Origin of the sequence: Lactococcus sp. LG1074 (assembly GCF_017309525.1) — a bacterium.
GTDB classification, from domain to species: Bacteria; Bacillota; Bacilli; order Lactobacillales; family Streptococcaceae; genus Lactococcus; species Lactococcus petauri.
This window is the reverse complement of record NZ_CP071294.1, coordinates 17,160-31,569: the sequence shown is the minus strand read 5'-3', so window position 1 is coordinate 31,569 and position 14,410 is coordinate 17,160. Positions and strand designations below refer to the sequence as shown.

The window sequence follows — 14,410 nt, the reverse complement described above, 5'->3', positions numbered from 1 at the left end:
CTTTTAATATTATGTGTCCTAATAGTAGCATTTATTCAGATGAAAAATCAAGGGTTTTAGTGGACAAGACAAAAAGTGGAAAAGTGAGACCATGGAGAGAAAAGAAAATCGCTAATGTTGATTACTTTGAACTTCTGCATATTCTTGAATTTAAAAAGGCTGAAAGAGTAAAAGATTGTGCTGAAATATTAGAGTATAAACAAAATCGTGAAACAGGCGAAAGAAAGTTGTATCGAGTGTGGTTTTGTAAATCCAGGCTTTGTCCAATGTGCAACTGGAGGAGAGCAATGAAACATGGCATTCAGTCACAAAAGGTTGTTGCTGAAGTTATTAAACAAAAGCCAACAGTTCGTTGGTTGTTTCTCACATTAACAGTTAAAAATGTTTATGATGGCGAAGAATTAAATAAGAGTTTGTCAGATATGGCTCAAGGATTTCGCCGAATGATGCAATATGGTTCTGTTGCAAAGTTTTAAATAAAGAATAAAATCCCTTACGGTATCTATGATTTAAGCTGGGATTCCCAATAATACCTTGATTTCAGTACAGACCGAAAACCCGAAGAGAGTGCCTTCTTTTCGGGTTTTCTTATATAATCCTCGGATGGCTTCCATACCTTTAATCGTGGTAGAGGCAGTGCGTAAACTTCGATAGAATTTATTGCGTCTCTTTACTGGACGATGGTCTTGTTCAATCAAATTATTCAGGTATTTAATGGTACGATGTTCTGTCCCTTGATAAAAGCCGTATTCTTTTAGTTTCTTAAAGGCACTTGTAATAGAGGGGGCTTTATCTGTGACTACAACCTTCGGTTCATCAAACTGCTTCACTAACCGCTTAAGAAAAGCATAGGCTGCTTGTGTGTCCCGTTTTTTACGTAACCAAATATCCAAGGTTAAACCATCTGCATCGATGGCTCGATACAAATAATGCCATTTTCCTTTAATTTTGATGTACGTTTCATCCATTTTCCATGAATAAAAGGATTTTTTATTTTTCTTTTTCCAAATTTGATAGAGTAGTTTGCCATATTCTTGCACCCAACGATAAATCGTCGTATGAGAAACGTTAATGCCACGATCATATAAGATTTCTTGAACTTCACGATAGCTAAGGTTATAACGAAGATAGTAGCCCACGGCTACAATAATCACATCCTGCTGAAATTGCTTTCCTTTAAAATGATTCATCGTCATTCCTCCTGCTATCTTTTTCTATTATTCTACATTATTTGATAGTAGATTTAAAACTTTGCAACAGAACCATTTGGTTCATTCGGAATCAAGTCAACTACTAAGGTTGAATTAGTCAGTTTTGCTATTCGTTGTAATGTTGTAATTGAAGCATTGGTTCTTCCTAATTCTATTTTAGAATAATTTGATTTTGTCATGCCTAGTTCTTCAGCAAATTTAGTAACTGTCTTTGTACCCCTCATTTTTTTCAATCGCTCTCTATAAGCTAAGTCCATATAATCACCCTTTTTTTGTGTCATAAAATTCACGCTTTATTTTAAATTATAGCTTTTAATATCTTAATAAACAAGTGATTAATCACTTGTGATTTGTGATTAATCACTTGTGATTTGTGATTATTCCAAAAGTAGGTAATTTCACCAACCTTTTTCAAAAATTTTTATCGACGATTATTGGACTGGATCGTGTTTCCTAAAGCGATTCTAAGCGCATGTTTAACTTTAAAGTGGGCAATTATCTTTAAAATGTCCTACAATGATTCAATAAAAGCATGGCTGCTAGTGAAACTTGCGACCATGCTTTTAAAAATACTTAATGGGGTCCCGAGCGCTTTAGCTCCTTGGAAGCTGTCAGTAGTATACCTAATAATTTATCTACATTCCCTTTAGTAACGTGTAACTTTCCAAATTTACAAAAGCGACTCATAGAATTATTTCCTCCCGTTAAATAATAGATAACTATTAAAAATAGACAATACTTGCTCATAAGTAACGGTACTTAAATTGTTTACTTTGGCGTGTTTCATTGCTTGATGAAACTGATTTTTAGTAAACAGTTGACGATATTCTCGATTGACCCATTTTGAAACAAAGTACGTATATAGCTTCCAATATTTATCTGGAACATCTGTGGTATGGCGGGTAAGTTTTATTAAGACACTGTTTACTTTTGGTTTAGGATGAAAGCATTCCGCTGGCAGCTTAAGCAATTGCTGAATCGAGACTTGAGTGTGCAAGAGCAACCCTAGTGTTCGGTGAATATCCAAGGTACGCTTGTAGAATCCTTCTTCAACAATCAGATAGATGTCAGACGCATGGCTTTCAAAAACCACTTTTTTAATAATTTGTGTGCTTAAATGGTAAGGAATATTCCCAACAATTTTATACCTCTGTTTGTTAGGGAATTGAAACTGTAGAATATCTTGGTGAATTAAAGTGACACGAATGTTCAGTTTTAATTTTTCTGACGATAAGTTGAATAGATGACTGTCTAATTCAATAGACGTTACCTGTTTACTTATTTTAGCCAGTTTCGTCGTTAAATGCCCTTTACCTGTTCCAATTTCGTAAACGGTATCGGTTTCTTTTAAATTCAATTGTTTTATTATTTGGTTGAGTACTTTTTCACTCGTTAAAAAGTTTTGAGAATATTTTATATTTTTGTTCATGTAATCACTCCTGAAGTGATTACATCTATAAATAAATACAGAAGTTAAACGATTTGTTTGTAATTTTAGTTATCTGTTTAAAAAGTCATAAGATTAGTCACTGGTAGGAATTAATCTAACGTATTTATTTATCTGCGTAATCACTGTTTTTAGTCTGTTTCAAAACAGTAGATGTTTTATCTACATTACGCATTTGGAATACCAACATGACGAATCCCTCCTTCTTAATTACAAATTTTTAGCATCTAATTTAACTTCAATTCCTATTATACAAAATTTTAAGATAATGCACTATCAACACACTCTTAAGTTTGCTTCTAAGTCTTATTTCCATAACTTTAGGGTTAACCATACGCAAGACCAATCACTCTCGGACAATACTCATGATTTTAATGATAAAATCCATGTTAAACCCATAGATAAGAAATACACCTGCAATAACCGTTACCTGTTTGTGCCAATTTAAAAATGCACCACTTTTTTATAATTAAAACGGTTGAAAACTGTACCACTAATAACTCACAATAGAGAGATGTCACCGTCAAGTTAAATGTACAAAATAACAGCGAAATTTTTAAATCTATTTCTGGTTCTGTTGCAAAGTTTTAAATCTACTATCAAATAAGGTAGAATAATAGAAAAAGATAGCAGGAGGAATGACGATGAATCATTTTAAAGGAAAGCAATTTCAGCAGGATGTGATTATTGTAGCCGTGGGCTACTATCTTCGTTATAACCTTAGCTATCGTGAAGTTCAAGAAATCTTATATGATCGTGGCATTAACGTTTCTCATACGACGATTTATCGTTGGGTGCAAGAATATGGCAAACTACTCTATCAAATTTGGAAAAAGAAAAATAAAAAATCCTTTTATTCATGGAAAATGGATGAAACGTACATCAAAATTAAAGGAAAATGGCATTATTTGTATCGAGCCATCGATGCAGATGGTTTAACCTTGGATATTTGGTTACGTAAAAAACGGGACACACAAGCAGCCTATGCTTTTCTTAAGCGGTTAGTGAAGCAGTTTGATGAACCGAAGGTTGTAGTCACAGATAAAGCCCCCTCTATTACAAGTGCCTTTAAGAAACTAAAAGAATACGGCTTTTATCAAGGGACAGAACATCGTACCATTAAATACCTGAATAATTTGATTGAACAAGACCATCGTCCAGTAAAGAGACGCAATAAATTCTATCGAAGTTTACGCACTGCCTCTACAACGATTAAAGGCATGGAAGCCATCCGAGGATTATATAAGAAAACCCGAAAAGAAGGCACTCTCTTCGGGTTTTCGGTCTGTACTGAAATCAAGGTATTATTGGGAATCCCAGCTTAAATCATAGATACCGTAAGGGATTTTATTCTTTATTTAAAACTTTGCAACAGAACCTGTAAATTCACCTTTTTTTACGCCAGCTGATATAGCTAATCCTAATTTTCGATTATAAAATATTCTTTTACCCTTTGATCCGTAAGCCCATCCATATATAATCACTTCATCGATCCATTTTTTTAATAATGAAGGAGAACTATACCAATATAATGGAAATTGAAAAATAATATTATCATGATTTTCAACTAATTCCTGCTCTCTTTTTACATTTATAATAAAATCAGGATACTCTCTATAAAGATCATGAATGGTAATTTCGTTTGAATAAGACGCTGCTTTTTCTACCCAAACTTTATTGATTCGAGAATTTGGCATATCTGGGTGAGAAACGATCACCAATGTTTTCATTGTTTCATCCTTAACATACTCAACTTTCGCACCAATAAAACAGTGTACGAAAGTTGAGTTACTTAAAAGTATTCTATTCTAAGAAATTCAAATTTGCGTGATTCCTAAGCTATTTATTTACAGCTTAAACTATAGAAGATGAACTAAACAATAACTAATCTTTACATAACTAAGTTATTACCCACGCTTTTTTAAACCTAATCCAGCTATTAAGGCAATGAGTATTGCCCCTGTAGCTGCAAGGAACGCATCTGAGTAGGACATAGCGTCCAATATATATAATGGATTTATCGGCTCAGTAGCATCACGTCGAGCGGATAATAATGCTCCAATCATACCTGCTCCAGTTCCTGCTCCAAGGTACAAAGCACCTTGGAAAATCCCCATTCCGACACCAACCTTGTCTGCATCGAGTGCACTTACTGCGGCGTTATTTGCGGGAGAATTCGTGAATGCAAAAGCAATCCCTACTCCGAGGACCCCCACGGAAACTAACAGAGGTGAAGCACCAGATGCATAGGTGGACAAGAATAAGGTAGACAGCCCCATCAGAGTCATCCCAGTAATTATCAGACGTTTATCCCCAAATCGATCAGAAAGACGGCCAACGAAGGGAGATAAGATTGCAACAGCCACACCACCTGGCAACAATATCATTCCAGCCTGTCCAGAAGAGAGTCCATTCACCTCAATGACTAGTAATGGGACGAACACAAGAACAGCGAAATAAGCAAACATCGAAAAAAATGCAATTATGACCGTATTGACATAATCCTTGTTATTGAACAGGACAGGTGGTACAAATGGATTTTCTGCGGTAACAATTCTCCAAATAAATCCCACCAAAGCTACAACAGAACCAATTAGGCTAGTTAACGATGAGAACGAAGAAAAACCAGAAGTTTCTCCTTGAGTGATGCCAAAAAGGAGTAATCCTACTGTGAGGCCGAGGAATAAACCACCAATGAAATCAAAGTTCTTATTGCTTCCTACGGATTCTGCCGGTTTAATTGTCGGTAACGCGTAGTAGGCACCAATAACAATCATAATGGCTAACAAAAATGTGAACCAAAACAAGGCATTCCACCCTAAATATTGACCAACTACTCCACCAAATATTGGACCAGCAGCAGTTCCAACACCAATACTTCCTGCGATAATTCCCAAAGCTCCCCCACGTTTTCCTTGTGGGAAAACCTTCGAAATTGCAATGACTGATAGAACTGGAATTGCGGACATCCCAGCACCCTGAACCATTCTTCCCAAAACCAACAATGGGAGGTTCGGGGCAATTGCACATAAAAGACTACCACTTGCCAGAATCATAATGGCAAAGATATATAGCTTTCGTAACTCAAAAAAGTCTGAGATTCGACCATAAATCGGAACTCCAATCGCAAGAACAAGTGCAATACCACTAACTATCCAACTCACTTGAGATTTCGAAGCTTCTAAAGCTTTGCTTATTAGTGGAAGTACGGGATTGACTGAATCAGCCGTAATTGAACCTACAAGTACAGATAGGGAGAGTACCATCATTAAAAGCCTAGTAGAACCCCTTTTTTCAGATTGAATCATTTCTTTAGATTTACTATCCTTTTTCATTTTATTTCCTCCTAAAATATATTGTGATTTTAGGAGGCTAAATCCACTGCTTTCACCATAAACCTCACCTCATATCTATTTATATTGTAAAACCAAATCAACGAACTCACCATATTTCTACAGCATGATTAAAGATTCGGTTCTCCAAACTAACTGAACTGATCAAACAAAAAAAAGGCACCAGTTTAACAACCGGTGCCTAATCATTCGTATGCATTTTTACAAATGCAATAGATTCATAAATTTTTGCCCATTATATAAAAGGAGGCAAAAAGTTTTCCGGTAGTGTTTCCATTTTTTGTTTTTGTGAAAAAGGACATACTGATCCCGTTGTACCTAAATCCCCTGAAACTTTTACATGCTTTCTAAACTCGACATTAATGAAATCAATTCCCATTACTTTTTGCCTCCTTTCTCATATTGTGATAATAACACAATAATGGACTAATGTCAAATATTTAGACACAAAATGAGCTATATTTTCTTAAAATAATTTTCTTCTTTCTGATTTGGAGTTAAACCATTGTTGGCGGAATGAGGATTATAATTGTTATAAAATTGTTCGATGTATTCAAAGCAAGAGAGTTGAACTTCTTGAATGGAGTGATAAGTTCTGCGATTAATTTCTCGTTGTTTAAGATACTTGAAAAAGACCTCAGTCACGGCATTATCATAAGGATATCCAGGCTTGGAGTAAGAAGCAAGCAATTGATGCTCATCTAATAGCTTTCTAAAGGAAGCTGACTTAAATTGACTGCCTTGATCAGAATGAAAAATGATTGGTTCTTTAGGTTTTCTTTTCTTTATAGCTATCTCTAAGGTATCACAGGCGAGTTTGGCATCAATTCGATCACTTACTTTCCACGCAATACATTTCCTTGAGTAGAGGTCAAGAATAGCACAGAGATAAATATGTCGTTTAGGTCCTATAGAAATATAAGTGAAGTCAGTTGTCCACACTTGATTTGGGGAGTTCGGGTTAAATTCTTGTTTCAGTAGATTATCAGAAGAAAATTCGGGCGATTTGTTTGAATAAAAACGAGGTTTAATGGTTGACATTTTAGGGAGTGTCATAGACTTGAGAAGTCTTAAGATACGCCCTTCAGAAATATTGACGCCATAATCACGCAGGAGAATAATTTTAAAAGCTCTTGTTCCGATTCTTTTCTTGGCTTTCATATAGATTTCAAGAAGTAATTTTCTCAAGCGTTGATTTTCTACTTCACGCTTCGAAGGCCTCTTGTTTATGAAGTTATAGTAGGTGGAACGATTGACATGTAAAACACGACAGAGCATAACTGTCGTGTGTTCAAATCGGAGTCTATAGATGGCTTTCAATCTTACTTGGAGTTTTGCATGAATATGGCACTCGCTTTTTTTAAGATCAGATTTTCTTCCTCTAGTTGGGCATTCCTTTTTTGTAATTTTTGAATCTGTTTAGCAGTCAACACCGTATTATCTTCAAGACGCACTTGAGAGTACTGCTTAATCCATTTTGCAAGTGCAGAAGAAGATACCCCATAATCTTTACAGAGTTCAGTTTGTGTTTTACCAGTTTGATAGAGATTAACGAGCGATTGTTTGAAATCCTCGTCGTAACGTTTAAAACCTGACATAAAAGTCCTTTCATTTTTGTGTCTTAATAGACAGATTATAACACACAATTTTCTGTCCACTTTTATAGTATAGCTCCAATAATAATTGATGAAAAAGAAATAATCAACCCTACTTTTTTGAAAACCAATTTAAAGCTTTACTACTTTTACTTACATAATAAAGGCAGGTGCAGTATAAACTTTTTTAAATAGGTCTTCTTTAACGAGCAGGTAGCGTCAGTTAAAGTAGATAATTTAAGATCGAAATCATATTATAGATATTCCGAAATTGGGCGTGATTGTTGCAGGTCAAAAGCTTAATTCCTCGATAAAATAAAAAGGAATTAGTTTTTTTATTTGTGGTACATTCTTCTGACCGTAATCAATTGTCATCTAATAATTACATTGTATTTTTTCATTTGATTTAACACGTTAAATATATGTTCTTAAAGTAAAAACATTGATGTTAATGGATTTTTAGTAATTTACTCTTGATAAAATCCGTTACCAAGTAAAGCAGATACGATGATGACAGACAGGATGAACAAATTATGTGAATTGATGGGGATTCCTTTAATTGATCACGTGATTGTGGGAGGAGATAATCGAGAGTTTTTTAGCTTCAAGGAAAAAGGGTTGATATCTAATCCAAGAATTACTTTGACGAACGACTATAAAACTCTAGACTTTCCATCCCCAATGATAGCTGAGCGAGGGAAGGTAAGGTGAATGTGAGTGGAGAGGCCAAAATAAGTGGCGCCGTGCTGAGTGGATATAATGCTTCACATTCTATTTAAAGTTTTCAACAGAAGTGCTGACGCTACCGACTGGTGCGCTAGCACTTTTTAATCTCGATATATCCCTTTTCAAAATATGTTATACTATATTATAAAATACTTTTGAAAGGTACAGACAAGGGTTGTCAAAACTATGAAGAAAGAAAGAATAAAAGAAATCTGCCATCTCGCACAGGTATTTCACTCAACTATAAAATTTCAGTTCTAATAAAAGATGACAAGAATATAAACATAGCTCTTGGTAATATTGAAGTTGACAAGAATTTGTTTCCTATTGATTATGATATGAGCCAATATTGGATTGAAGATTTACCAGGATTCAGAATCGGAGTTCATCCTCTTGGTGCTGTCCGATGCACATTTGAATCTGATGATAAAGCAATGTACGTTCAGATTGGTCCAGTGATGGTAGAGAACATTAACCCATTGATGATTTATCAGGGAAGCAATGACAATGAATGGACTGTGCTCGATATCAGAAAGTTTAGTGAAATATGTGTGATGATGTATTACTTTGCATTAGATAAGAATTTATCTTTTTCTATTGAGAGTTTAGTGAATAAACTGGTACAATTTTTTTCGACTGATATCATGGGACTACAAACGTCTGAGCTTTCAAAGCGGACGATTGAACAAAGTTATCAGGACTTACGAACAAGACTTGAGCTTGTCCAAAATGGTGATATAACTACACTTAAACAGCTGAACCGGGATCAAGATTACCTTAATGCACTTTTTGAATTTTGTAATAATGAACAATCAACAAAATCCATGCTGACATTCTGTCTGTATCTATCGATGTACTATGCTATTGCTGGCGGTCTTCCTATTGAAATGTCAGGTGCAATCAGTAGCTATTACGGAAATCGCTTTAGTTCTCTGAGAAAAAGAGAAGAGTCCGTTGCTATGTATAACAGTATTTTGGAGCATTTCGCTTTAAGTACTGCAGATTATAGAGTATCTGGTGTCTCTTCAGACATAGCAAAAGCAGTCAGGATGATTAAAAGAAATATCAACCGTCAGCTCACCATTCAGTCAATATGCACAGAAATTGGTCTAAGTCAGTATCACTTCATGCGTAAATTCAAGATAGATATAGGTATGACTGTTGGTGCATACATTAAGAAGGAGAAAATAGCATATGCCAAATTTCTATTGGTATATACGAATCAGTCAATATCAGAAATTAGTGAATATCTTATATTTAACTCACAAAGTTACTTCACATCCGTGTTTAAAAAAGAAACAGGAAAAACGCCTTTTGAATATAGAAAGAGTGATTTGTAAAGCTGATGGCTAATGCAAAGAATCAATTGCGGCAATCCTTTTGTATCTTTTTCCAGTGTGGCTGCGGTTTCTGTTGACGGGAACAGCAGGGCATATGCGGAATCTGGTGTCGGATGAGATAACGGATCAGTTACTTTGTTTTTATCAGAAAAGGTGTAAGCTAAAACTTAGGTTAGCCATTGCGCTAGCGATTTGGTACAATAAGGGGGAAGTTGAATTATATTTGAAACGATAGGAGGGAGAAGCAAATGAAATCTACAACTAAAGTAACATTTAAAGAACTTCATGTATAGGTGGCTGTGACAAGCTTTACATGGAGTGGAATAATTATTGTCCGAAGCCACCTTTGCAATTGCTAGTACTAACGCAAAGGAGGATATGAAAATGCAATACAAAATAATTAATGGTGCCGTTTACTATGATGGTAATATGGTGTTGGAAAACATCGGTATTGAAATCAATGATAATGAAAAGATTGCTATTGTTGGTAGAAATGGATGTGGAAAAACAACCTTGCTAAAAGCTATTATAGGCGAAATTGAATTAGAAGAAGGAACTGGTGAAAGTGAGTTTCAAGTAATAAAGACCGGTAACCCTTATATTAGCTATTTAAGACAGATGCCTTTTGAAGATGAAAGTATATCAATGGTGGATGAAGTCCGTACGGTATTTAAGACGCTTATTGATATGGAAAACAAGATGAAACAGCTGATAGATAAAATGGAGAATCAATATGATGATAAAATCATCAATGAATACTCTGATATCAGTGAAAGGTATATGGCTCTTGGAGGTCTAACCTACCAAAAAGAATATGAAACGATGATTCGTAGTATGGGTTTTACTGAAGCAGATGATAAAAAACCCATTTCTGAATTTTCAGGTGGTCAGCGAACTAAGATAGCTTTTATAAAAATACTTTTAACAAAGCCAGACATTCTATTACTTGATGAACCTACTAACCACCTTGATATAGAAACAATACAATGGTTGGAGAGTTATTTGAGAAGTTATAAATCTACATTGGTTATTATTTCCCATGATAGAATGTTTCTTAATCGAATTGTGGATAAGGTTTATGAAATCGAATGGGGAGAGACCAAATGTTATAAAGGTAATTATTCAGCCTTTGAGGAGCAAAAACGAGAAAATCATATCAAACAGCAAAAAGATTACGATTTGCAACAGATAGAAATTGAAAGGATTACACGCTTGATTGAACGTTTTCGTTATAAACCTACGAAAGCTAAAATGGTGCAATCTAAAATTAAATTATTACAGCGTATGCAAATATTAAATGCACCAGACCAATACGATACAAAAACTTATATGTCTAAATTTCAACCGAGAATCAGTAGTTCAAGGCAAGTATTAAGTGCTTCAGAACTTGTGATAGGCTATGATACTCCTCTTGCAAAGGTTAATTTCAACCTTGAAAGGGGACAGAAGCTTGGAATTGTTGGGAGTAATGGTATTGGTAAATCCACGTTGCTTAAAACACTTATGGATGGTGTGGCAGCATTGTCTGGAGATTTTAAATTCGGATACAATGTTGAAATTAGCTATTTTGACCAACAGCTTGCTCAAATCAGTGGAGATGATACACTATTCGAAATTTTTCAAAGCGAATACCCTGAGCTAAATGACACAGAGGTCAGAACTGCTCTTGGCTCATTTCAGTTTAGTGGAGATGATGTTTTTAGACCGGTGTCCTCTTTGTCAGGTGGAGAAAAGGTTAGATTGACATTATGTAAATTATTATATAAACGTACTAATGTTTTAATCTTAGATGAACCGACAAACCACATGGATATTATTGGAAAAGAGAATTTAGAGAATATCTTATGCAGTTATCAAGGTACAATTATTTTTGTGTCACATGATAGATATTTTACTAATAAGATTGCTGACAGATTACTTGTTTTTGATAAGGATGGTGTAGAGTTTGTACAATCTACTTATGGTGAGTACGAGAAAAAAAGGATGAATTCTGAAAAGCCATTTAATAACATTAAAGTTGAGCAGAAAGTAGAGAAAAATAACACAGTAAAAGGCGATCGTAACTCCATTGAGAAGGAGAAGGTTAAGAAGGAGAAACGAATTGAAAAACTTGAAGTGTTAATAAATCAATATGATGAAGAATTAGAAAGATTGAATAAAATTATTTCTGAACCAAACAATTCTTCTGATTATATAGTACTGACGGAAATACAAAAATCAATTGATGATGTTAAAAGGTGTCAGGGTAATTATTTTAATGAATGGGAACAGTTGATGAGAGAATTGGAAGTTATGTAATTTTTGAGTTATGCAATAAGGATGTAAAAGTGTTAATGATACATTCTGGTTGTTGAAAATGTAAAAAAATTAATGAATTTTTATTAGATATAATCGCTATGTGAAGACCTTTTGAGTTTGCCGCATAGCGGTTTTTATTATCTATACTTTGGAATTGTCAAGAAAAGTGTAGTCGTATAAACTCACTAAATTTCCTTTGATTGTTATGCTGCCAGAAGTTGTTCTTCCAGCTGAACAAAATTATTACGATTTATATGAAAAGTTGTTGCCTGGATGCCAATTCCATAAAATGGGTTGGGCAATGGGGGTTGTCTGGACAAAATAACTTAAAGCTGTGGCTTTGAAAAGTTGAATTTGTGATTGTTTTCAGAGCTATCGGGTGCTTTAGTATAAATAACAATGAATAAAAAATCAGCCTGTATCTTATGTTACTATTAAGTAATTTAAGATACAGGTTTTACTATTTTTGAAATAAGTACCTTCCACTTCAAATACATGTATTCAAAGTGAAAGTATTGATTTAAATGATTCTTTTGTAATTTACTCTTGATAAGATATAAATGTATTAGAAGAGTATATATTGTTGCGTGAAACTATTTATAATGATTTAACTGATATAGAAAAAGATTATATAGAAAGTTTTATGGAAAGACTAAATGCAACAACAGTTTTTGAGGGTAAAAAGTGTTTATGCCATAATGATTTTAGTTGTAATCATCTATTGTTAGATGGCAATAATAGATTAACTGGAATAATTGATTTTGGAGATTCTGGAATTATAGATGAATATTGTGATTTTATATACTTACTTGAAGATAGTGAAGAAGAAATAGGAACAAATTTTGGAGAAGATATATTAAGAATGTATGGAAATATAGATATTGAGAAAGCAAAAGAATATCAAGATATAGTTGAAGAATATTATCCTATTGAAACTATTGTTTATGGAATTAAAAATATTAAACAGGAATTTATCGAAAATGGTAGAAAAGAAATTTATAAAAGGACTTATAAAGATTGATTATATAATATATGAAAAGCTATTATAAAAGACATTAGTATTAAATAGTTTAAAAAAATGAAAAATAATAAAGGAAGTGAGTCAAGTCCAGACTCCTGTGTAAAATGCTATACAATGTTTTTACCATTTCTACGGTTCTGTTGCAAAGTTTTAAATAAAGAATAAAATCCCTTACGGTATCTATGATTTAATCTGGGATTCCCAATAATACCTTGATTTCAGTACAGACCGAAAACCCGAAGAGAGTGCCTTCTTTTCGGGTTTTCTTATATAATCCTCGGATGGCTTCCATGCCTTTAATCGTGGGTGAGGCAGTGCGTAAACTTCGATAGAATTTATTGCGTCTCTTTACTGGACGATGGTCTTGTTCAATCAAATTATTCAGGTATTTAATGGTACGATGTTCTGTCCCTTGATAAAATCCGTATTCTTTTAGTTTCTTAAAGGCACTAGCAATTGATGGTGCTTTATCTGTGACTACAACCTTCGGTTCATCAAACTGCTTCACTAACCGCTTAAGAAAAGCATAGGCTGCTTGTGTGTCCCGTTTTTTACGTAACCAAATATCCAAGGTTAAACCATCTGCATCGATGGCTCGATACAAATAATGCCATTTTCCTTTAATTTTGATGTACGTTTCATCCATTTTCCATGAATAAAAGGATTTTTTATTTTTCTTTTTCCAAATTTGATAGAGTCGTTTGCCATATTCTTGCACCCAACGATAAATCGTCGTATGAGAAACGTTAATGCCACGATCATATAAGATTTCTTGAACTTCACGATAGCTAAGGTTATAACGAAGATAGTAGCCCACGGCTACAATAATCACATCCTGCTGAAATTGCTTTCCTTTAAAATGATTCATCGTCATTCCTCCTGCTATCTTTTTCTATTATTCTACCTTATTTGATAGTAGATTTAAAACTTTGCAACAGAACCATACCGTTCAATTGTTCCTAAATATGAGTTGATTTTAGGTACTGCCATAACATACATTTTTGTTTCGTAACCTTTGGCTTGAAGCATTGTTGCGGTTTGAATAGGAACGTCTGTTGTTCGTCCTGTACCTTCAATCACTAAATTATAGCCTTGATCGCTCAAACGGCTTATGATCGCTTCTGTCATGCGATTAGAATAAGGGGTGACGTGTTTTACTACGTCTTTCTCATAAAGTTTCGCTAGTTCATCAAAATTAGGGTGCTGTTGTTTAAAGGTATCATTATCAATGACAATAACATTCCCTTGTGTTTCTTCAAGAATTGCTGATCGCAAACTGGTTTTCCCTGACCCTGGTTGCCCACCAAGTAAAAAAGCGGTTGGCGATTCAACCGCTTTTTTTCCTTGAATCAATTCTTCTAAATTATCATTTAAGCGATTCTCAAATTGTTTGTCAGTAAAATTGACTATATTTGCCAT

Annotated in this window: 12 protein-coding genes and 6 pseudogenes; 7 read left to right on the top strand and 11 right to left on the bottom strand. The window is 34.3% G+C overall.

Going from position 1 to position 14,410, the window contains the following annotated elements; genetic code table 11:
• Positions 1 to 11: 11 nt before the first annotated feature.
• A pseudogene (locus tag J0J36_RS10195) lies at positions 12 to 470 on the top strand (protein rep); the annotation flags it as partial.
• 39 nt (positions 471 to 509) lie between these two features.
• Here the strand turns inward: J0J36_RS10195 and J0J36_RS10190 are convergent.
• The 5 genes and pseudogenes from J0J36_RS10190 to J0J36_RS10695 form a co-directional block, all read right to left on the bottom strand.
• A complete protein-coding gene (locus J0J36_RS10190) occupies positions 510 to 1,190 on the bottom strand; it encodes an IS6-like element IS1216 family transposase (protein WP_001015311.1) in 681 nt (226 codons plus the stop codon).
• Between the two features lie 53 nt (positions 1,191 to 1,243).
• Positions 1,244 to 1,468 carry a helix-turn-helix domain-containing protein gene (locus J0J36_RS10185; RefSeq protein ID WP_206886841.1) on the bottom strand — a complete coding sequence of 75 codons (225 nt, stop codon included), beginning with the start codon at positions 1,466 to 1,468 and terminating at the stop codon, positions 1,244 to 1,246.
• 434 nt (positions 1,469 to 1,902) lie between these two features.
• Positions 1,903 to 2,640 (bottom strand): 23S rRNA (adenine(2058)-N(6))-methyltransferase Erm(B), encoded by a 738-nt coding sequence (gene erm(B) / locus J0J36_RS10175; protein ID WP_001038790.1) that lies wholly within the window; start codon positions 2,638 to 2,640, stop codon positions 1,903 to 1,905.
• Between the two features lie 124 nt (positions 2,641 to 2,764).
• On the bottom strand, positions 2,765 to 2,848 hold the full coding sequence (locus J0J36_RS10170) for a 23S rRNA methyltransferase attenuation leader peptide (RefSeq protein ID WP_001814874.1): 84 nt from the start codon (positions 2,846 to 2,848) through the stop codon (positions 2,765 to 2,767).
• A gap of 48 nt (positions 2,849 to 2,896) precedes the next feature.
• A pseudogene (locus J0J36_RS10695) lies at positions 2,897 to 2,980 on the bottom strand (MLS leader peptide); the annotation flags it as partial.
• A 322-nt stretch (positions 2,981 to 3,302) separates the two neighbouring features.
• On the opposite strand from J0J36_RS10695, the gene J0J36_RS10160 reads away from it, so the two are divergent.
• Positions 3,303 to 3,983, top strand: a complete 681-nt coding sequence (locus tag J0J36_RS10160) for an IS6-like element IS1216 family transposase (protein ID WP_001015311.1) — start codon at positions 3,303 to 3,305, stop codon at positions 3,981 to 3,983.
• Positions 3,984 to 4,016: 33 nt separating this feature from the next.
• On the opposite strand, the gene J0J36_RS10155 is transcribed toward J0J36_RS10160, so the two are convergent.
• The 4 genes and pseudogenes from J0J36_RS10155 to J0J36_RS10140 all read right to left on the bottom strand — a co-directional run bounded on the left by J0J36_RS10155 (position 4,017) and on the right by J0J36_RS10140 (position 7,609).
• A complete protein-coding gene (locus J0J36_RS10155; RefSeq protein WP_206886834.1) occupies positions 4,017 to 4,388 on the bottom strand; it encodes an NAD(P)H-dependent oxidoreductase in 372 nt (123 codons plus the stop codon).
• A gap of 177 nt (positions 4,389 to 4,565) precedes the next feature.
• A complete protein-coding gene (gene fexA, locus J0J36_RS10150; protein ID WP_065813868.1) occupies positions 4,566 to 5,993 on the bottom strand; it encodes a chloramphenicol/florfenicol efflux MFS transporter FexA in 1,428 nt (475 codons plus the stop codon).
• A gap of 253 nt (positions 5,994 to 6,246) precedes the next feature.
• Complete coding sequence (locus tag J0J36_RS10145; protein WP_002360221.1) at positions 6,247 to 6,390, bottom strand: hypothetical protein; 144 nt, start codon at positions 6,388 to 6,390, stop codon at positions 6,247 to 6,249.
• Positions 6,391 to 6,451: 61 nt separating this feature from the next.
• Positions 6,452 to 7,609 (bottom strand): annotated as a pseudogene (locus J0J36_RS10140) (IS3 family transposase).
• Positions 7,610 to 8,113: 504 nt separating this feature from the next.
• Here J0J36_RS10140 and J0J36_RS10135 point away from each other — a divergent pair.
• The 5 genes and pseudogenes from J0J36_RS10135 to J0J36_RS10120 form a co-directional block, all read left to right on the top strand.
• Positions 8,114 to 8,317 carry a JAB domain-containing protein gene (locus J0J36_RS10135; RefSeq protein WP_002360188.1) on the top strand — a complete coding sequence of 68 codons (204 nt, stop codon included), beginning with the start codon at positions 8,114 to 8,116 and terminating at the stop codon, positions 8,315 to 8,317.
• Between the two features lie 170 nt (positions 8,318 to 8,487).
• Positions 8,488 to 9,672, top strand: coding sequence for an AraC family transcriptional regulator (locus tag J0J36_RS10130; protein ID WP_242520677.1), 1,185 nt, complete (start codon positions 8,488 to 8,490; stop codon positions 9,670 to 9,672).
• Between the two features lie 378 nt (positions 9,673 to 10,050).
• On the top strand, positions 10,051 to 11,970 hold the full coding sequence (gene optrA, locus J0J36_RS10125) for an ABC-F type ribosomal protection protein OptrA (protein ID WP_238139930.1): 1,920 nt from the start codon (positions 10,051 to 10,053) through the stop codon (positions 11,968 to 11,970).
• 229 nt (positions 11,971 to 12,199) lie between these two features.
• Positions 12,200 to 12,295 (top strand): annotated as a pseudogene (locus J0J36_RS10750) (SAM-dependent methyltransferase); the annotation flags it as partial.
• A gap of 234 nt (positions 12,296 to 12,529) precedes the next feature.
• A pseudogene (locus J0J36_RS10120) lies at positions 12,530 to 12,991 on the top strand (aminoglycoside phosphotransferase family protein); the annotation flags it as partial.
• 187 nt (positions 12,992 to 13,178) lie between these two features.
• Here the strand turns inward: J0J36_RS10120 and J0J36_RS10115 are convergent.
• Together J0J36_RS10115 and J0J36_RS10110 are read right to left on the bottom strand one after the other, a co-directional pair.
• Positions 13,179 to 13,859, bottom strand: coding sequence for an IS6-like element IS1216 family transposase (locus J0J36_RS10115; RefSeq protein WP_206886833.1), 681 nt, complete (start codon positions 13,857 to 13,859; stop codon positions 13,179 to 13,181).
• 74 nt (positions 13,860 to 13,933) lie between these two features.
• Positions 13,934 to 14,410, bottom strand: a pseudogene (locus J0J36_RS10110) (zeta toxin family protein); the annotation flags it as partial.